The organism is Paracoccus saliphilus (assembly GCF_028553805.1).
Taxonomy (GTDB): domain Bacteria; phylum Pseudomonadota; class Alphaproteobacteria; order Rhodobacterales; family Rhodobacteraceae; genus Paracoccus; species Paracoccus saliphilus.
Genome location: NZ_CP067140.1, coordinates 3,728,596 through 3,749,425 on the forward strand (window position 1 = coordinate 3,728,596; position 20,830 = coordinate 3,749,425).

Annotated in this window: 14 protein-coding genes; all 14 read right to left on the reverse strand. The window is 59.6% G+C overall.

The window, feature by feature from the left end:
* Positions 1–9: 9 nt before the first annotated feature.
* Complete coding sequence (locus JHX88_RS17915; protein ID WP_076529195.1) at positions 10–1,584, reverse strand: Re/Si-specific NAD(P)(+) transhydrogenase subunit alpha; 1,575 nt, start codon at positions 1,582–1,584, stop codon at positions 10–12.
* Positions 1,585–1,693: 109 nt separating this feature from the next.
* Positions 1,694–2,989 carry a serine hydroxymethyltransferase gene (gene glyA / locus JHX88_RS17920; RefSeq protein ID WP_076529117.1) on the reverse strand — a complete coding sequence of 432 codons (1,296 nt, stop codon included), beginning with the start codon at positions 2,987–2,989 and terminating at the stop codon, positions 1,694–1,696.
* 21 nt (positions 2,990–3,010) lie between these two features.
* Complete coding sequence (locus JHX88_RS17925; protein WP_076529115.1) at positions 3,011–5,665, reverse strand: phosphoenolpyruvate carboxylase; 2,655 nt, start codon at positions 5,663–5,665, stop codon at positions 3,011–3,013.
* Positions 5,665–6,636, reverse strand: a complete 972-nt coding sequence (locus JHX88_RS17930) for a 2-hydroxyacid dehydrogenase (protein WP_076529113.1) — start codon at positions 6,634–6,636, stop codon at positions 5,665–5,667. Before JHX88_RS17930 ends, JHX88_RS17925 begins: the two co-directional genes overlap by 1 nt.
* A gap of 11 nt (positions 6,637–6,647) precedes the next feature.
* On the reverse strand, positions 6,648–7,538 hold the full coding sequence (gene sucD / locus JHX88_RS17935; RefSeq protein WP_076529111.1) for a succinate--CoA ligase subunit alpha: 891 nt from the start codon (positions 7,536–7,538) through the stop codon (positions 6,648–6,650).
* Positions 7,538–8,734 (reverse strand): malate--CoA ligase subunit beta, encoded by a 1,197-nt coding sequence (locus JHX88_RS17940; RefSeq protein ID WP_076529109.1) that lies wholly within the window; start codon positions 8,732–8,734, stop codon positions 7,538–7,540. Before JHX88_RS17940 ends, sucD begins: the two co-directional genes overlap by 1 nt.
* 27 nt (positions 8,735–8,761) lie before the next feature.
* Positions 8,762–10,012: a pyridoxal-phosphate-dependent aminotransferase family protein gene (locus tag JHX88_RS17945; protein WP_076529107.1), complete on the reverse strand. Its 1,251-nt coding sequence runs from the start codon at positions 10,010–10,012 to the stop codon at positions 8,762–8,764.
* Positions 10,013–10,095: 83 nt separating this feature from the next.
* Positions 10,096–11,352, reverse strand: a complete 1,257-nt coding sequence (locus JHX88_RS17950; RefSeq protein ID WP_076529105.1) for a glycerate kinase type-2 family protein — start codon at positions 11,350–11,352, stop codon at positions 10,096–10,098.
* A gap of 3 nt (positions 11,353–11,355) precedes the next feature.
* Positions 11,356–12,333 carry an HpcH/HpaI aldolase/citrate lyase family protein gene (locus tag JHX88_RS17955; protein WP_076529104.1) on the reverse strand — a complete coding sequence of 326 codons (978 nt, stop codon included), beginning with the start codon at positions 12,331–12,333 and terminating at the stop codon, positions 11,356–11,358.
* A gap of 37 nt (positions 12,334–12,370) precedes the next feature.
* Complete coding sequence (gene folD, locus JHX88_RS17960; protein ID WP_076529102.1) at positions 12,371–13,270, reverse strand: bifunctional methylenetetrahydrofolate dehydrogenase/methenyltetrahydrofolate cyclohydrolase FolD; 900 nt, start codon at positions 13,268–13,270, stop codon at positions 12,371–12,373.
* Positions 13,271–13,363: 93 nt separating this feature from the next.
* Entirely contained in the window at positions 13,364–15,031 is a 1,668-nt protein-coding gene (locus JHX88_RS17965; RefSeq protein ID WP_076529100.1) for a formate--tetrahydrofolate ligase, read from the reverse strand.
* A gap of 191 nt (positions 15,032–15,222) precedes the next feature.
* Positions 15,223–16,947, reverse strand: coding sequence for an OFA family MFS transporter (locus JHX88_RS17970; RefSeq protein WP_272848095.1), 1,725 nt, complete (start codon positions 16,945–16,947; stop codon positions 15,223–15,225).
* A 229-nt stretch (positions 16,948–17,176) separates the two neighbouring features.
* Entirely contained in the window at positions 17,177–19,144 is a 1,968-nt protein-coding gene (locus tag JHX88_RS17975) for a sensor histidine kinase (protein ID WP_076529182.1), read from the reverse strand.
* A gap of 3 nt (positions 19,145–19,147) precedes the next feature.
* Positions 19,148–20,500, reverse strand: coding sequence for a sigma-54-dependent transcriptional regulator (locus JHX88_RS17980; protein WP_272848096.1), 1,353 nt, complete (start codon positions 20,498–20,500; stop codon positions 19,148–19,150).
* Positions 20,501–20,830 lie beyond the last annotated feature (330 nt).

The window sequence follows — 20,830 nt, forward strand, 5'->3', positions numbered from 1 at the left end:
ATCCCCTCCTTACGATTTCTGGAACATGGCGAGCATGCGGCGGGTGACGAGGAAGCCACCGACGATGTTGACCCCCGCCATCAGCACGGCAAGCGCCGCGAGGATCAGCACCCATGCCGAGCCCGAACCGATCTGCATCAACGCACCGAGAATGATGATCGACGAAATCGCGTTGGTCACGGCCATCAAGGGCGTGTGCAGCGAATGCGCGACATTCCAGATCACCCGGAAGCCCACGAAACAGGCCAGCACGAAGACGATGAAATGCGACATGAAGCTGGCAGGCGCGATCAGCCCGATCAGAAGCAACAGGATGCCGCCCCCGGCCAGCATCGTGACCTGCGACTTTGTTTCCGCCTTGAAGGCCGCGACCTCCTGCGCGCGGCGCTCTTCCGGGGTCAGCTCCTTCGGCTTTTCCTTGGGCTTCTGCGCCGCGATCGCCGCAACCTTGGGGGGAGGCGGCGGGAAGGTGATGTCGTGATCATGCGCGACGGTGGCGCCACGGATCACGTCATCCTCCATGTCATGCACGATCACACCGTCTTTCTTCGGTGTCAGGTCGGTCATGAAGTGACGGATATTGTTGCCATAAAGCTCGGAGGACTGCGCCCCCATCCGGCTGGCAAAATCGGTATAACCGACGATGGTCACGCCGTTTTCCGTGACGATTCGCTCATCCGCGACGGTCAGTTCGCAATTGCCGCCCTTTTCCGCCGCAAGGTCAACGATGACGCTGCCCTGCTTCATCGCCTCGACCATGTCCTTGGTCCACAGGACCGGCGCATCCCGTCCGGGAATCAGCGCGGTGGTGATGACCACATCCATGTCGGGGGCAAGTTCGCGGAATTTCTCGAGCTGCTTTTCGCGGAATTCCGGGCTGGACGGCGCGGCATAGCCACCGGTCGCGGCCCCGTCCTGCGTCTGCTCCTCGAAATCGAGGAACACGAATTCGGCGCCCATCGATTCGATCTGTTCTGCCACCTCTGGGCGCACGTCGAAGGCGAAGACCCGCGCGCCAAGGCTGGTGGCAGTGCCGATGGCAGCCAGGCCGGCCACACCAGCGCCCACGACCAGCACCTTGGCTGGTGGCACCTTGCCCGCCGCCGTCACCTGCCCGGTGAAGAAGCGGCCGAAATTGTTCGCCGCCTCGATGACCGAGCGATATCCGGCGATATTCGCCATCGAGGACAGCGCGTCCATCTTCTGGGCGCGGCTGATGCGCGGCACCATGTCCATGGCAATCGCGGTAATGCCCTGCTCTTTCGCCTTTTCAAGCAATTCAGCGTTCTGCGCCGGGTAAAAGAACGAAATCAGCGTCTGCCCCTCGCGCATCTGCCCGATCTCGGCATCCGCAGGCTCGCGCACCTTGGCCACGACATCAACGGCCTTGATCAGGTCGGCCACGGTTTGTGCGACAGTGACCCCGGCCTTCTCATAGTCGGAATTCGAAAAACCAGCCCGTACCCCGGCACCGGATTCGACGAAAACCTCGTGTCCAAGCTTCTGGAGATGCGCTGCCGAAGACGGCGTGATCGCCACCCGTGCCTCGCCCTCGTAACTCTCCTTCAAAGCGCCAATCTTCATGGCGTTCTAGCCCCCGTTTTTCCGTTTCTATCTATTGATCAACCATTTGATATTGTAGGAAAAAGAATTACCGCCATCCGTGCCGCACTCAAAGCTGCCAACCTCGGGCTCAGAGACGCCGATAGATCGGATAACGGGAACAGAGTTCCTCGATCTCGGTTTTGACTTTCTGTTCGACCTCGGCATTGCCCGCTTCACCGTTGGCCGAAAGCCCATCGACCACCTCGACAATAAGCCGGGCAATTCGGCGAAACTCGGATTCTGCAAACCCACGAGTGGTGCCAGCGGGCGTTCCCAGACGAATACCTGAAGTTACGGACGGCTTTTCCGGATCAAAGGGGATGCCGTTCTTGTTGCAGGTGATATGGGCACGGCCAAGCGCCTTCTCCGTTTCATTGCCTTTCACATTCTTCGGCCTGAGGTCGACGAGCACCACATGCGTATCCGTACCGCCGGTGACGATGTCGAGGCCGCCCTTGATCAATTCGTCAGCCAGAGCCTGCGCATTCTTCACGACCTGACCAGCATAGGCCTTGAATTGAGGCTGCAGAGCCTCCTCGAACGCCACTGCCTTGGCAGCAATAACATGCATCAGCGGTCCGCCCTGTATTCCCGGGAAAATCGCCGAATTCACCTTTTTCGCAATCTCCGCATCATTGGTGAGTATCATGCCGCCACGCGGGCCCCGCAACGTCTTGTGCGTCGTAGTCGTGACAACATGGGCATACGGAAAAGGAGAGGGATGTTCACCACCGGCGACGAGCCCGGCAAAATGTGCCATATCGGCCATGAGATAAGCGCCGACACTGTCGGCGATTTCGCGGAATTTTACAAAGTCAATTTCCCGCGGTATGGCCGAGCCGCCAGCAATGATGAGTTTTGGCTTATGGTCGTTCGCAAGCGCGGCGACCTGATCAAAGTCGATCAAGCAATCCTGTTGGCGAACCCCATATTGAACTGCATTGAACCACTTGCCCGATTGGTTTGGCGCCGCACCATGAGTCAAATGACCACCGGAGGCAAGATTCATGCCGAGAATGGTATCTCCGGGTCGAAGAAGCGCTGTATAGACGCCCTGATTTGCCTGGCTACCGGAATTCGGTTGCACGTTAGCAAACTCACAGCCAAAAAGTTTCTTCGCGCGATCAATCGCAAGGTTTTCGACCACATCAACAAACTGGCAGCCGCCATAATAGCGGCGGCCCGGATACCCTTCGGCATATTTATTGGTCAGTACCGACCCCTGCGCCTCCAGCACTGCGTTGGAGACAATATTTTCCGAGGCGATAAGCTCTATCTCGTCTCGTTGACGGCCAAGTTCGTCACGAATTGCGGCATAAAGATCGGGGTCGCGGTTGGAAAGGCTCTCAGTAAAAAAGCCAGCATCGCGGTCAGCAGCGTTCATTTTCATCTCCTCACTTGGTTATTAACCGGTCCATCCAAGTCCGGCTGCGATACAGTTCATCGTTTGCAGCAGTGGGACCGATAGCCTTGGGGCCGCCTGATCACGAAGGTCGTGCAGCAAATCCACCTGCAATGCATGAATGCTGCCCATCGGCCCTTTTACGCAGTCGAAACGCTCGCGCATTGCCGGGAAGCGCTCCGCCAGCAAGCTACTGCCGGTAATCCAGAGGACCGCTTTCTCACTGCAGCGATATTCGTTCAGGATGTCACTGAAAATCGTATCGCGAACATCCGTATTCTCGACCAGAGCAGAATACCGGGCTGCAATATCGATATCTGCCTGGAACAGTGATTTCTCGACTTCATCAACGATCAGTTGAAACAGCGGCGAATCCGCGAACATCCTGTTCAACAGCTTGTCGCCTTCGCTTCCGCGAACCTTGCGAAAACTTGCTATCGCCGATCCGAAGCCATACCAGCCCGTAATGAGATGGCGGTTCTGCGACCAGGCAAACACCCACGGTATCGCCCGCAGATCATCAAGCGATTTGGCTCCGAACCGCCGTGCCGGGCGCGAGCCGATCTTGAGCATTGCCAACTCCTCCACCGGGCTGGCCTGCTGGAAGTAATCGATAAAACCGGGTTTCCGCAAAAGGGTCACGTAGGCGGCCTGTGACATCCCCGCCAGCCCCTCAAGCGCATCGTCGAATTCCGGCGTTGCCGGACGCGACATTCCTCCGGCGGAATGGGCCAGCACGGACGAGGCCAGAACTTCCAGTGTATGCAGTGCCGTACCCCGATTGGCATATTTAGACGATACCACCTCACCCTGCTCGGTAATCCGCATGTGACCGGCCACGGTCCCGGGGGGTTGAGCCGCGATAGCGCGCTCCGTGGGCGCCCCGCCCCGACTGACAGAGCCTCCGCGACCATGAAAATAGACTGGCCGAATGCCAAACGGTTCCAAGGTACGCAGAATGTTGCGTTGTGCTTTCTCAAGTTCCCACGTCGAACAGAAGAACCCGCCATCCTTGTTACTGTCGGAATAACCCAGCATTACCTCGAGCCGGTTATCTCCTCTGGCCTTGAGGCTCCGCCGGACCAACGGCACCTCAAGCAGATCCGACAGAATTTTTGGTCCTGCTCGAAGATCATCGATGGTTTCGAACAATGGCACGACACGCAGATCCAGCATCTCCGCCTCGAAACCGGCATAACGCGCCAGCAGATAGACACCAAGAAGATCGTCCGTGGACCTAGTCATGGACAATATGAACGGGCCAATCGCCTCTCGATCCGCCTTTTCCCGCAAAGAACGCATCAGCTGGAGCAAAATGATCAGCTCTTTGCCCATATCGCTCAGACGGTCTGAAGCAACCTCGGCCAGGTCCGAGTCCGAAAGTTCTTGCCGCAACCGGCTCGACCATTCCGCCGTACCATATTCCGGCGTGGGATCGTCACTACTTATCGTCCAGATTTCATGCAGGACCTCGGTCGTAACGGTAGAATTCTGCCGTACGTCCAATGTCGCGGTCCGAAAGCCGAAGCTTTGCGCCTGCCAGCGGATCGGACGAACGAGGCGACGTGACAGATGCCCGGCATCGATCGCCTCAAGTCCATCCTCGATCACTTTTAGATCAGCGATGAAATCCAGCAAATGCCGGTATCCACCGCGCCCGTCACGCAGGTCTTCAATGCGATCTCGGATTACTGTTAGCGCCTGACGAAAAACCTCGCCCGGATTACGACCCAAATGTTCCGGGATCTCGGCTATCAGAGCATCTAGCGAATATCTTGCCTCTTCAGGAATCGCCATGATGGTAGAGCTGATGCTTATCTGCTCCGCCGCATCACGAAGGCCGGAGACGTACTTGTCCAGAATGGCCGTTCTGTTTCGCGCCAACGCTTCTTCGGTGGTGCTGACCGTAACATTGGGGTTGCCGTCACGATCACCGCCGATCCAGCTGTGAAACCGGATACCGGGAGTAGTGTCGGGATCGAACCCGGCGACAATGTAGCGCTCATTAAGTATCGGCACCGCGTCGAAAATACTATCGCGGAAGAACTGCAATCCCCACTCGATCTCGTCCGAGATACTCGGTCGTTCCAGCCGCAACTCCCCGGTCATCCACAGAAGATCAATCTCGCTGCGCAAATCGTCGGAAAGCACGGTACGCTCGCGCGGAGTCCAACGCTGTGTCTCGAGAGCCACGAGCTTTCGATAAATCCGACGATGGATCTCCAACACCGTGACACGTTTTGCCTCGGTAGGATGAGCGGTGATCGTCGGCCCGATCGAAAGATCACGTAATGTGTCCGCAAGCTGCGCTTCACTGATCCCCTTGTCATGGAGTTCGGCCAGAACTTTGGCAAAGCTCCCCGGCACCGCGTCCGGACCGTATTTCGTTTCCGCTTGGCGACGGTTCCGCACGGCCGCATTCTCTTCGATGATCCGGAGCAGCTGAAACCAGATATTGAACGCCTGGAGATAGGGGATAGCCGCATTGCCCCGAGGTATTCTGACCTCGGCGCCAGCATCGAAATTCTTTGCCACCTGAGGTGCGCGCAAGGCTATGACGTCATGCCAGAGCTCATACAACTCGGACCGGAGAAGTGTAGCATAACTACCACTTCCCTGATCGAGTCGATCCTCGGCGTATGCTTCTGTTCCTTGCATCAGTTCACACGATCCCGTGGTTCACGCCCCTCAATGAAATCGAGAAGATTCTCCAGCACGCGAAATCCCATCGCCTCGCGGGTCTCTCTTGTGGCGGAACCGAGATGGGGCAACATGACGAGATTGTCGGCATTCAGGAGTTCATCAGGAATCTGAGGTTCATGCTCGAATACGTCGAGGCCCGCGCCACCAATCGTCCCGAATGATAACGCCTGCGCCAATGCGAGTTCATCGATGACCTCCCCCCGGGCAGTGTTAATGAGATAGCCACCGGGCTTCATCAAGTTGAGCCGCCGGCTATTGATCAAATGCCGGTTTGCCGAACCGCCCGGGCAATGAAGCGAGACAAAATCGCATCGGGGAAGAAGTTCGTCGATCGTATCGACCTGCTCGGCGTCATAGGCGGCCAGAACATCGTCCGGAACGGGCGGAATGTTCTGGACAAGAATCTTCATCCCGAATCCAAATCTGGCGCGCTGAGCCATGGCTTGCCCGATACGGCCAAAGCCGACGATTCCAAGCGTCGCACCCGACACTTTCTTGCCGATCATGTGCGTTGGCCGCCAGCCAGACCAGGCACTCGCACGCAGCTCACGTTCTCCCTCGCCTGCGCGCCGAGCAGTCATCAGTAGCAGGGTCATGGCGAGATCGGCGGTGCATTCTGAAAGCACATCAGGGGTGTTTGTCACGACAATGCCATGGCTCTTTGCCGCATCTGCATCGATATGGCTGAAGCCAACGCCGTAATTCGCGAGAATTCTTGTGCGTATATTCGGTCTGTCAAAGACTTCCTTCGACAGACGGTCGGTGACCGTCGGAAGAATTGCGTCGAATACCGCCATTGCTTCGCCGATGTCGGAAGGGCTGAGCGGCTGATCGGTCTCATTGAACGTCACATCGAACATGTCTGTCATTCGCGTCTCTACCGCTTCGGGCCAGCGCCGTGTGACAAGTACCTTTGGTTTTTCCATTCTATCCTCCCTCATCCCGTTTTCCTGACGACCCGTGCCACGGTCTCACCGATGACCGATGGGTTCTCGGCAACTGTCACACCTGCGGCTGTGAGCATTTCCACTTTCTCGCTTGCACTTTCGCCGAAGGCCGAAATGATCGCGCCTGCATGACCCATGGTGCGGCCCTTGGGTGCGGTCAGCCCCGCGATGTAGGCAACGACAGGTTTGGTCATCTGGCTCTGGATGAACTCAGCCGCTTCGGCTTCCTGCGGTCCACCTATTTCACCGATCATGCAAATCAACTCGGTTTCTCCGTCATTTTCGAATTCCTCGAGGATATCCTTGAACGAGGACCCGTTGATCGGGTCGCCACCGATGCCGACCGAGGTCGACACACCAATCCCAAGATCTTTCATTTGCTCGGCGGTTTCATACCCGAGCGTGCCTGAGCGGCCGACAATGCCTACATTTCCCGGCAAGTAGATATGCCCGGGCATAATACCCAGCAGGGCCTTTCCAGGACTGATCGTCCCTGCACAATTCGGCCCGGTCAGCACCATGCGTCGTTCTCGCGAATAGCGATGCATGTAGCGCTTGACGCGGATCATGTCCTGCGCCGGAATGCCGTCCGTGACGCAAACGCAATAACGGATGCCTCCATCGGCAGCTTCCATGATCGAATCAGCTGCAAAGGGTGGCGGCACGAACACCAGACTTGCATCAGCATCGGTCGCCGCCACCGCATCCTTTACGGTATTGAATACCGGCACTCCATGCACGGTCTCGCCTGCCTTGCCGGGAACAACTCCGCCGACGACGTTGGTGCCGTAGTCAAGCATCTCCTTGGTATGAAATTGCGCGATCCGTCCAGTGATGCCCTGAACGATCACGCGGCTATCGCTGTCGAGGTAAATGCTCATCAGCTGGTCTCCTCCTCGGGGTCTCGAGCCTGATCGTTTTTCCAGGCAGCAACCGCCTGCTCTGCGGCATCCATGAGGGACGTGGCACCGATGATCGGCAAACCGGAATTTTCCAGAATCCGAAGCCCTTCCTCAACATTTGTCCCGGCGAGGCGCACGACCACCGGCACTCCAACCGGATTGGCAGTCAGCGCCTTTACGACGCCTTCAGCCACCCAGTCACAACGGTTGATCCCGGCGAAGATATTCACGAGGACGGCCCGCACATTGCCGTCGGATAGAACCAGACGGAATGCCTTGGCCACTCGCTCAGGTGTCGCACCGCCTCCGATGTCCAGAAAGTTGGCGGGCTCTCCGCCAGCAAGCTTGATCGTGTCCATGGTAGCCATGGCCAAGCCCGCACCGTTCACGATGCAGCCGATATTGCCTACGAGCCCGATATAATTGAGCCCACGATCCGCTGCTCGGCTTTCGCGCGGGTCCTCCTGGCTCTTGTCCCTGAGTTCCGCAATCTGGGGATGACGAAACAACGCGTTGTCGTCGAAGGTCATCTTGGCGTCCAGTGCGAGTATGCGATTGTCACTGGTGATCACCAAGGGATTGATTTCGACCATTGTCGCATCAAGGTCCCGGAAGGCGCGATAACACCCTTGCAGCGTCCGCACCATCTGTTGCGTAAGTGCCGCCGGAATGTCGAGCGCGAAGGCGATCTCGCGGGCCTGAAACTCACGAAATCCAACCGCCGGTTCGACTGTAGAGCGAACAATACTGTCCGGTTTCTTCGCCGAGATCTCCTCGATCTCCATCCCCCCTTCCGACGAGGCGACAATCATTACCCGCTGGCTCGAACGATCGAGCACGAAGCCGAGATAGATCTCGCGCTCAAACGGCACGGCAGCTTCGACATAAACTCGGTAGATGCCCTTGCCTTCGGAACCGGTCTGGTGCGTGACCAATTTGCGGCCGAACATGCTTTCGCTAGCGGCGATGATTTCCTGATCGCTGTCGCAAAGCCTCACACCGCCAGCCTTACCGCGTCCTCCGGCATGAACCTGAGCTTTCACGATCCAGCGATCACCCCCCAACTCCCGTGCACGGTAGCCAGCTTGTTCCGGGCTGTATGCCAACGAGCCTTGAGGGACTATCACACCGAACCTCGAAAGCAGCTCCTTGGCTTGATATTCATGAATGTCCATTTGACACCTCCTCCCCGAGGCATTTTCCTATTTGGAAACCATATCGGACTCGTAGTGGCGCTTGAGGACGTGGTGCACTTGGGACAAGTCTATATCCGCGCCCATTTCCGTCATCGCTGCGGCAAAGCGCTCCACGATATCGGTGATTGCGCTTTCCGACAGCTGGTTGAGAATGCCTATCCGGATCTGCACCGGCTCCGATAATGTCGGCCAAATTCCGAAGCCCTCAGCGCGGCACCCCTGCACCAGCTCCATCTCCCGCCCGGCAAGCGAATCCGGCAGGTTCAAGACGACGAGACTGGTCATATCGGACGTGACCTCACAGCCCATCGCCTCTACCGCCTCACGCAGGACCTTCTCATGGAAAGCGTAATCCTTCGCGCGCTGCGGTTTGCCGATCTGTAAAATGATCCGCAGGGCTTCGTGAAAGGCCGCAACGGCATAGCCCGAATGTGTGCGGTGGTAGGTCCCCTTCTCGACATCCTCGCCGTCAATAATGCCCCAGTGACGGGCTTCGAGGATCGGGTTATGCACGTAAGTGTGGCAACCGTTCTCGCGCACCTCATCAATGTATCGCTCTGTGAAGCTGACCGGTGCATAGGTCAACGGCAGGCAGAGCACACCCTTTTGCGGGCATGAAGCCCAACCGACAATGCCGGGGTAATCGTCGATCGAAAAATCCGCGATACCGAGCGAAGACACAGCATCGACCAACCCGAGCGCGTCGTATTTCTCACAGGCATCGGAAAAGCCCCTCAGATCGTTGACTCGGCCAGATCCGGTCTCCCAATGCGCCATGAACGCCCATTTCGGCTTATGCTCCGCGAGGGCATTTTCGACAATTTCACCCGTCACAGACTGGCCATGCGGAACTTCCACGATCGTCACCGAACTCGGTTTCGGATCGAGTGCGTTAATCTTCAGTTCCGCACGGGTTGCAGCTTTCATACGGATCGCCAGACCGTCGAGACCCGAAAACGTCCCGTTGACGAACGCAACGACACTGTCGCCCGGCAAAATCGCACTGAGCATGCAGTCGAGCCCTGAAAACCCGGTGCCACCAACGCCGTAGGTGTAAACGTTGCTTGTGCCCCAAATCTCCCGAAGCATGACCTTGCATTCAATCATTCCCCGCAGAACGTCAGCCTGCATGTGGTCTGCGAGCCCTGTCTGGGTAAAGCGATCGAGAACGCGTGGATCGGTATTGCCGGGTCCCGGACCAGCGGCCAGTGTCTCGGGAATCTCGAGAGGCGGGAAAACGATACTGGTGTTGTCCATCGTTGAAGCCTTTCCTTTTTGCTACCTGTAAAGACACCGGATCAGCCGGCATCCACTTTGACTGTTTCTTTATCGCCGCCCAATCACCGGCCGAGCAGCAGGATTTGAACATCTGCGACATTCGTGCCGGTTGCCCCGGTCATCAGGAGATCATCGGCCAGCTTGAGCGCGGTGTAGCTGTCGTTATCGGCAAGAAGCGCTTCGGGGTTGGCCCCTCGGACGCGGATCCGGTCCACTGTACCTGCATCGACGAGCCCGCCAGCCGCGTCAGTCGGGCCATCACGGCCATCTGTACCGCCCGAAAGGAATACCCAGTCCCGTCCGAGATCGGGCATTGTCAACGCCACGCGAAGTGCAAGTTCCTGGTTCCGCCCCCCAAGCCCTTTGCCAGCAAGCTTCACCGTGGTCTCACCGCCGAAAATCAGACATGTAGAACCTTCTGGCGACGCGGCGATGGCCGTCTCGACAATATATGCCGCCGCATCGGATACATCACCGACGAGCCGGTTATTGACAATCACCGGGTTGAGGCCTGCGGCGGCTTCCGCGACCGCCTCGAGGCTTTTGCCATTCGAACCGATCAGGTAATTCCGGGCAGCCGGAGGAGGCGCCCCGCCAACCGTTCCACGGCCGAGGTGCTCGCGGACCGCTTCGGGCAAGAGCAGCCACATTCCCCGCGCTTCGAGCAGGGACCGGGCATCCTCTCGTGTTCCGATCGGTGACACCGTTGGGCCGGACGCAATTATTTCAAGTTCGTCACTGACCACATCGGACAGGATATACGCCGTGACAGGGGCTGGATCGGCGAAGTAAAGCATCCCACCGCCTTTCAGCCGCGATAACTGTTGACGAACGAGGTTCATCGCACCGATCTCGAACCCATTCTCAAGCATGAGACGGTTGACTTCCGCCTTGTCGGCAAGCGTCAGATCTCCCGCCGGCGCCACAAGAAGGGCTGAACCACCACCAGAAATCAAAGCGATTACACGGTCGGCAGCCGTGCAGCCGACCAGAAGCGAGGTAATTGCATCAGCGGCCCGCACACCATTCTCATCAGGAATCGGATGGCCTGCCTCCATGACCGTCGCACCGGACAATTCGCGAATGTTCTCGCGGTTCGTGACCACCATCGCCCGGGATGGGTAGGCTGCAATCTGCGAAAGCATTTCCTTGGCCATCGGAACAGCTGCCTTGCCCACGGCAACAAGGACATAGCGGCCGTTCTCTCCCAAGGGCGGTGGTGGATTTTGAGCGAGTGCGGCACGCAACGCATTCGCCGGGTCGGCGGCTTCGCAGGCCATCGCGAAAAGTGTCCTGGCAATGCGCCTGAGCGTGCCCATCAATCAAGCTCCGGCTATCTGCCGGGCCTTTTCGACCAGCACCTCGGCCTGACGGATCGAAGCGTAGTCGATGAGCCGTCCATCGAGCGAAACCGCGCCCTGCCCCGAGGCTTCAGCCTCTGCCATGGCATCGAGAATACGCTTTGCCTTGGTAACCTCGGCCTCCGACGGGCTCATGATCTCGTTGGCAAGTGCGATCTGGCTCGGGTGGATCGCCCATTTTCCTTCGCAGCCCAAAACCGCTGCGCGGCGGCAAGCGGCAAGATACCCCTCCCTGTCTCCGAAATCGCCAAACGGGCCGTCGATGGGGCGCAACCCATTCGCCCGCGCGGCAACCACCATGCGGGCAATAGCGTAATGCCACATATCGCCCCAATGCGTTTCGCGTGCCCCGTCATCGGCGGGATCGGTCAGCACCGAGTAATCGGGATTGACGCCGCCGATGATTGTCGTCCGCGCCCGCGTCGAGGCGGCATAATCGGCAACGCCGAAATGCAGGCTTTCATTGCGCTTCGAGGCAGCCGCGATCTCGGAGACATTCTGCATGCCGAGCGCAGTCTCGATGATATGCTCGAAGCCGATGCGTTTCTTGTAGCCCTTCGCGTCCTCGATCTGGGTGACCAGCATGTCCACCGCGTAGACGTCGGCCGCTGTTCCGACCTTTGGAACCATGATCAGGTCAAGCCGTTCGCCGGCCTGTTCCACCACATCGACCACATCGCGATACATGTAGTGGGTATCAAGACCGTTGATCCGGACCGACATGGACTTGCTCCCCCAGTCAATCTCGTTCAACGCCTTGATGATGTTCTTCCGGGCCTCGGCCTTCTCATCGGGCGCGACGGCATCCTCGAGATCGAGGAAAATCACGTCCACATCCGATTCCGCCGCTTTTTCGAACATTTGCGGGGCACTTCCCGGCACGGCAAGCTCGCTGCGGTTGAGGCGCGCCGGGGCTTGTTCGACAGGATGAAAACTCATGGAAAGATCCTTTCTGTATTGTCGTTTCAAGAACGTTTCAGACCGTCAGCCCTTCCGGCTCGGCAAGACCATGCGCCCGCGAGCAGGCGGTAAGCGTATTGGCCAGAAGACAGGCGATCGTCATGGGCCCGACGCCGCCCGGCACCGGGGTGATCGCACCCGCGAGCTTCGCCGCGGTTTCGAAATCCACATCACCCACGAGTCTGGTCTTGCCCTCTTTTTCCGGATGCGGAAGACGGTTGATGCCAACATCGATGACCGTCGCGCCAGGTTTCACCCAATCACCGGGGACCATTTCGGGTCGACCGACAGCGGCCACGAGGATATCGGCGCCGCGGCAGACCTGATCGAGATCCCTGGTGCGGGAATGGGCGATGGTAACGGTGCAGCTGTCACCCAAGAGAAGCTGCGCCATCGGTTTTCCCACGATATTGGATCTGCCAAGAACGACCGCGTTCAGGCCCGACAACGAGCCGTGATGCTCACGCAACATCATCAGGCAGCCAAGCGGCGTACAGGGAACCATGGATTTCTGCCCTGTCCCGAGAAGCCCGACATTCGAGATATGAAAACCATCGACATCCTTCGCGGGATCGAGCGCGCTGATCACGAGTTCTGAATCGAGGTGCTCTGGAAGCGGCAATTGTACGAGAATGCCGTGAACATCCGGATCGTTGTTCAATTGGTCGATGAGTTCGAGCAGTGTCTCTTCCGAGGTGTCCGCCGGAAGATTGTGCTCGTAGGAGTTCATCCCCGCCTCAATCGTCGCCTTGCCCTTCGATCGCACATAGACTTCGCTTGCCGGATCCTCGCCAACGAGCACGACCGCGAGACCGGGGGTGATGCCATGCTCGCTTTTGAGACGCGCGGTATGCTCGGCCACTTTCTCCCGGACCTTTGCCGCGAATGCCTTGCCGTCGATTATTTTGGGGGTCATCTCCGCTCTCCCTAAACGTTGTGCCGATTTCCAGGAACCGGCTGATCTTGTTCGACAATCGTTGAGCGCGCCCATTCCCCGGCGCGGCCTGCGTCAGAAAAGTCCCACGACTTCGCCGGCTTCCCCCAACCTGATGGCGTCCGCCGCCGGCTTTCTGGGCAGGCCAGGCATCGTCATGATCTCGCCGCACATGGCCACGATGAAACCTGCTCCCGCCGCCAGCCGCACTTCCCGGATCGGTACCGAATGATTTACCGGCGCACCGCGCATGTTCGGATCAGTGGTAAAGCTGTACTGAGTCTTGGCCATGCAGATCGGCAGGTTGCCGTATCCCTGCTGCTCCCATTCATGCAGCTGATCGCGGATCTTCTTGTCGGCCAGAACCCTGTCCGCATAGTAGATGCGCTTGGCGATGGTTTCGATCTTCTCGAACAGCGGCATGTCGTCAGGATAGAGAGGAGCAAATTCCGCCTGGCCGGATTCCGCAAGCTGCACGACCTTGGTGGCCAGATCGACGGCTCCTTCCGATCCCTCGGCCCAATGTCGGCAAAGGATCGCCTCGGCGCCCTGCTCGGCCACGTAATCCTTGACCGCCTGGATCTCGGCCTCGGTATCGGAATGGAAATGGTTGATCGCCACCACCACCGGGACACCGAACCCCTTCACATTGGCGATATGCCGGCCAAGATTCGGACAGCCTCGCTTCACCGCCGTCACATCCTCGGCCCCGAGGTCCTCCTTGATCACTCCACCATTCATCTTCATGGCCCGCACCGTCGCGACGATGACTGCGACTGCGGGCTTGAGCACTGCCTTGCGGCACTTGATATCAAAGAACTTCTCGGCGCCCAGATCGGCACCGAAGCCCGCCTCGGTCACCACGTAATCCGCAAGTTTCAACGCGGTCGTGGTCGCGATGACGGAGTTGCAGCCATGGGCAATGTTCGCAAACGGTCCGCCATGCACGAAGGCCGGGTTATTTTCCAGCGTCTGCACCAGGTTTGGCTGCATCGCGTCCCGCAAAAGAACCGTCATCGCCCCATCCGCCTTGAGATCGCGGGCATAGACCGGCGACTTGTCGCGCCTGTAGGCGACGATCATATCGCCAAGCCGGTTTTGTAGATCGGCTAGGTCTTTCGACAGGCAGAGGATCGCCATGACTTCCGAAGCGACAGTGATGTCGAACCCGGTTTCGCGCGGAAAGCCGTTCGCAACGCCGCCCAGCGAAGCGGTTATCTGTCGCAGCGCTCGGTCGTTCATGTCCATCACCCGGCGCCAGACGACCCGGCGGATATCGATCCCCAACTCGTTGCCCCAGTAGATATGGTTGTCGATGATGGCAGCCAGCAGGTTATGCGCGGAGGTGATGGCATGGAAATCCCCGGTGAAGTGGAGATTCATGTCCTCCATCGGCACGACCTGCGCGTGGCCGCCGCCCGCCGCGCCCCCCTTCATCCCGAAATTGGGACCAAGCGACGCTTCGCGGATGCAGATCGCCGCCTTCTTGCCGATCCTGTTCAACCCGTCGCCAAGGCCCACCGTCGTGGTCGTCTTGCCTTCGCCGGCAGGTGTCGGGTTGATCGCAGTCACAAGGATCAGCCTTCCATTCCCGCGATCTTGTGCAGAATTGATGAACTCCTGGCTGACCTTGGCTTTGTCATGACCGTAGGGCAGCAGGGCTTCATACGGAATTCCGAGCTTCTCGCCGATTTCCCGTATCGGCTTCTTGTTGGCGCCACGCGCAATTTCGATATCAGTCATATGTGCCACGAGTTTTCCCTATCGTGCTTTTTGTCGCGATGCCGCAGTTCATCGTGCAGTCGTACCGCTGTCACGGACCGCTTTGGCCTTCGGTCGGCGAATTGTGAGGCTGCGACATCAATCCCAGTGGGCTGCCCCCGAAGGTTGACCAGAGTCACATGTGACACGGCCTCAGCGGGGGCAGGAGCGAGTCATTCGACTGGTATGGCCTGCAATTCCGGCTCGTCGTGATGATGGTGTTCCTTAACGGGACGCATCAGCAGATTGGCGAAGAATGCGATGACGAGCAGTCCGGCCATGGCGTACATGGTTGTGTTGTAGAGGCTTGAGGTCGGATCGATGGTGCCTTCTGGAGCGATCTCCATCAGCTTGGCGATGGTCACGGTCTTGGCGGCGACAAGCTGGTCGAGCTGCTCGATGGGCGCACCGAATTTCTCGGCGAATGCCGCCGGATCGATCCTGCTGGTCAGGTCGGTGACCGCCTTGCCCACCGATAAATCCCGCAGCGAGGTGATCGCCAACGGCCCGAGCACCCCGGCCGCCGACCATGCGGTCAGGAGCCTGCCGTGAATGCCGCCCACATGCATGGTGCCGAACATGTCGGCCAGATAGGCCGGGATGGTCGCGAACCCGCCGCCATACATCGAGAAGATGATCATCGTGGCGACATAGAAGCCGACCAGGTAGATCACGTTCGGGCTCTCGGCCCCTGCCGAGGCGAAGAACGGGATCGACAGATACAGCAGCGTGCCCAGCACGAAGAAGCAGTGATAGGTCATCTTGCGGCCGATGTAATCCGAGGTCGAGGCCCAGAAGAACCGCCCGCACATGTTGAACACCGAGATCATCAGCACATAGGTCGAGGCGAAAGCCGCGGTGACGATGCCGGGCATGGTGGTGCCATAGATCTCGGACATCATCGTCTTGGCGACACCGATCACCCCGATCCCGGCGGTGACGTTGAAGCACAGCATCAGCCACATCTGCCAGAATTGCGGCGTCTTCAGCGCCTGGTCGATATGCACGTTGTTCTGCGTGACCAGCCCGGATTTGGCGGGTTTGGGCACCCAGCCCTCGGGCTTCCAGTCCTTGGCAGGCACGCGATACATGAAGGAGGCCAGGATCATCACGCAGAAATAGACGATCCCCAGTGTCATGAAGGTTTGCGCGGCCCCCGTGTTGCCGGTGCCGATGGCATACAGGCCGGCCTCTCCCCCGATCTCGGCGGCCTGGGCGGCATTGGCGATCACCACCTCCACCTTGCCGGCAGCGGTCTCGGCGAACACCCGGCCGTTCTCGACCATGGTCTCCACCGTGCCCTGCGCGCCCAGGTAATCCGGCGCCTTCTCGTACAGGTTCAGCAGCCAGCCATTGACGGGCGCGCCGATCATCGCGCCGCCGCCAAAACCCATGATGGCCATGCCGGTCGCCATGCCGCGGCGGTCGGGGAACCAGCGCAGCAGGGTCGAGACCGGAGAGACGTAGCCCAGTCCCAACCCGCAGCCGCCCAGCACACCGTAACCCAGGTAGATCAGCCAGAGCTGATGCAGCGAGATGCCGAGAGAGCCGATGAGGAAGCCGCCGCCCCACAGGAAGGCCGCCAGCACCCCGACCATGCGCGGGCCGACCTCTTCCAGCCATTTGCCGGCAAAGGCCGCGGCAAGGCCGAGAAACACGATCGCCACCGAGAAAATCCAGACGACCGAGCCGAGGCTCCAGTCCTCGGCACTTGATGCGACGACACCGAGTTCGCGGGTCAGCGGCGGGTTGAACACCGACCACGCATAGACCGAGCCGATGCAGAGATGAATGGCAATGGATGCGGGGGGTACGAGCCAGCGGTTGAAACCGGGCTTGGCGACGATGTTCTCTTTGCGCAGGAATGCGAGCGCGCCGCCGGGCTTGGCGTTTTCCATGAATCCTCCTCCCAAGGTCGTGGTTCGCGCCGGTTTCACTCGACGTCCCCCACTGTTCATGCCAAGGGATTGTGGTCATGCCGATGTCGCGCGTCAATTTATTTTTATAGCAATATCAATTAGTTAATAGACATTCTGACCGACGGAAACGGCAATGGCGCCGATAATCGCGACAATCTGTCCGCCGCCTTGGTCGAAAGGCGGCCGGAATTGGGACATTCTGTCCTTCTCAGGAATTTTCGGCGGCTGGCAGAATGATGTCGAAACGGCTGCCCTGACCGGGCTCGGACGCCGCCACGATGCGCCCGCCGATTCGGCCGACCAGCTGCTGGCTGATCGACAGGCCAAGCCCGGTACCCTGCGCCTGCTTGGTGGTGAAGAACGGATCGAAGATGCGTTTCAGCGTCTCGGACGGGATGCCTGATCCCGTGTCCTCGATCCGGATGACGACATGGTCGTCCTCGTCCAGGACGCTCATTGTCAGGATGCCGCCACCCGGCATGGCGTGAACGGCGTTGAGGATCAGGTTGACAACCACCTGCTGAAGTTCGGTCCGTTCCATCAGCACCGCGCGCGTCGTGGCGAAATTCGTGCGGCTCTCGATCCGGGCCTTCTCGATCTGTTGACGGGTCAGAACCAGGCAGTCGCGCGCGACCTCTGCCGGAACGATCAGGTTGGCGGCGCCGGAATATTCGGCCGGGCGCGCGAATTGCAGCAGCTTCGAGACGATCACACCGACACGATAGACCTGGTCGTCGATCAGCCGGAACTCCGTTTCCACCTTCTTCGCATCCTCTCCAAGCAGGTCGCGCGCCACGTCCAGGTTGCCCTGGATTACCGCGATGGGATTGTTGATCTCATGCGCGACACCGGCGGTGATTTCTCCCACTGCCGCCAGTTTCTCGGACATGATCAGGCGTTCGGTCGCGCGTTCCAGCTTGCTGTTGGCCTCTTGCAGGTCACGGGTTCGCTCCTCGACCTTCTGCTCCAGGCTTTCGCCCCAATCGCGCAGCTGCCGATCACGCTCTTGCACGGCGTTCAGCAACCCGTCCAGATGCTGTGCGACCTGCGCGATCTCACCGCTTTCCTCATGAGGACCGTTCCGCGCGTCCAGATTTCCGGCTTCGACCTCGGCGATGGTCTGGGTCATTCGCTCCAGCGGCCGAAAAATCCGCCCTGCCCACCGCAGGAAAATCGGGACCGAGATCGCGGCAACGAAGACAAAGATCAGCGACAGCGCCACGATCGTGTTGATTTTCTGGCGCTGAAACGGGGCTTCGAGAAAGCCGACATAGAGCATGCCGACATTCTCGCCCTTGCTGTCGGTGATCGGCTGATAGGCAGAGATATACCAGTCATTGACCACGAAGGCGCGATCCAGCCATGTCGCTCCATCGTCAAGCACCCGCTGACGCACCTCGGCGGAGACACGGGTGCCAAGGGCGCGGACATTCTCGAACAGCCGGACATTGGTCGAGATGCGCACATCGTCCAGGAACAGCGTCGCTGTGCCCTGACTGCCTTCGGGCAGGGAGCGTTCGCGATAGACAAGCGCATTGATCGTATCGATGAAATCGAGATTGCGGTTCAGAAGCACCCCGCCGACCAATGCCCGGCGCGTGCCATCGGGCATGGTCACTGGCGCGGCGGAGTGGATGATCATGCCGCGATCTTCCGTCAAGCGGTCGGTTGGCCGGGCGGCGCGAGTCGGCACAAGCCGGATCGCGGCGCGTTCCGGCAGGCCGGGCGACAGCGCGTCAAGTTGGCCAGCGCTCAGGATATCGATGGCGCTGCGGGGCGCTCCGGCCAACGCGTCCTCGATGACGGGCCAATCCCTCGGGACAAACCCCCGGGGTAACGGGCTTCCATCCGACAGGTAGAGGAAATCCAGCCCGAGCTCCTCCTTGCGTGCCGCGATATAGGCCTTGGCCCCGTCCCTTTGCAGCGCCTCTTCGAAGGCGACCGAACCGGCCAGCGCGTCAAGCCGTTCGACAGAATTTTCCAGCAGGTGCTGCAAATATTGATCGGCGATGGTCAGGTCGCTGTTGACCTTGACGATCAGCAGGTTGTCCATCTTGTTCGACCAACGCAGCATCGCGCCGCCCAGCATGACCGGGAACAGCACCAGCATCGGCAGCAAGGCGATCACCAGCAGGCGCACGCGAACCGAGCGCAGGAGACGTCCCGGACCCGACATTCCTCACAATCCCCACGCCGCGCATTTGCGGTCGATGGTCTTGCGCGAGACGCCGAGCCGCCTTGCCGCTTCCGAACGGTTGCCGCCGGTCGCATCGAGGGCGCGCAGGATTTCCCGTCTCTCGACCTGCATCAAGGGCTCGATAGGGCCCTGTTCCGATGGCGGTGCCAGGGTTTCGAGCGGAAATCGCCCGAAAATCAGCGATCTTTCGATGAAGTTCCGCAATTCGCGAATATTGCCCGGCCAGTTGTGGCGCAGCAAGGCGGCACGGGTGGTGCTGTCGATCTCCAACCGGGGAAGATCGAGACGGGAGGCAATTTCCCGCAGGAACAGGGCTGCCAGTTCTATGATGTCCCCTTCGCGCTCCGCCAGTGCCGGCATTCGCAGCTCGATGACATTGATGCGAAAGAACAGGTCCTCGCGGAAGCGGCCTTCGGCGACTTCCCGGTCCAATGCCCTGCTGGTGGCCAGGACGAAACGCAGGTCAAGCCGCGTTTCCCGCTCCGCGCCGACCGGCCTGACCGTCCCGTCCTCCAGCACCCGCCGCAACGCCGATTGCGCAGAAGGGCTGAGGCCGGCGACATCGTCGAGAAAGACCGTTCCCCCCTGTGCCGACGGCAGCAAGCCCTCTCGTGCCGCCCCCGCGCCGGGAAATGCCCCCGCCACATGGCCGAACAACTCGCTTTCGATCATCTCGGCGGGTATGGCAGAGCAGTTGATCGGCACAAATGGCGCCGCAGAGCGATGCGACGTCACGTGCATATGCCGTGCCGCGACCTCCTTGCCGGTTCCCGACGCACCCGTGATCAGCACCGGCGTGGTCACGTCGCGGATACGGGCCAGCATGTCGCGCGTGGCGGCGATGGCGGGCGACGATCCGATCAGCTCGCGCCGTTGCTGACCGATATCCTGCCCGTCCAATTCGCGCCGGAGCAGCATGTTCTCGCGCCGCAGCTGCGCCATCTGGATGCAGCGGCCCACGGCGTTCAGCAACTGGTTCGAGCGGAACGGTTTCAGCACGAAATCGGCTGCGCCCGCCCGCATCGCCTCGATCGCGGTCTCCAGGTCGGCATAGGCGGTGACCATGACCGTATCGGTGAAACCGCCCTTGCCGCGCTGCTCGGCCAGCCAATCCAGGCCGCGCTGGCCCGGCATCATGTTGTCGAGGATCATGACGTCGAAATGCCGCCGGGCAAGCTCCGCCTCCGCCTCCACCGTGTTTCCGGCCTCGGCGACCGACAGGCAATGCGGGGTCAGCGTCTTGACCAGGAAATTCCGCATGCCCGGCTCGTCATCGACCACCAGCACGCTTGCGCGTGCCAGAAGCCCGGTCAGTTGCTGCTCTCCGCGATCCATTCGAAGTCCCGTTTTCCTCTTGCATCATCGTGACGCGAGCAAACGGAAAAGGCCAGCAGCCCGTGTGAATGGGAATACTCGTACGCGAGAGCTGTCAATCTGTAGGAGCGCGATTTTCGGTGGCACCAGTCGACGATAATGAAAAAATCAGCCGTGCTGAGGCCAAGGCAGGACAGTGTGGATGACAAAAGATCCCCGCGTGTGTTATCGAGTGTTCTTGGAGTGGTTCCAGACTTGCCGAAGACATAACCACCCCTGCCCAAACCACGAGTATCGCTTTCGCTGTATTGCAGCGGCCACGAGCCCGTGTCAGATCACACGAAGTCAGTA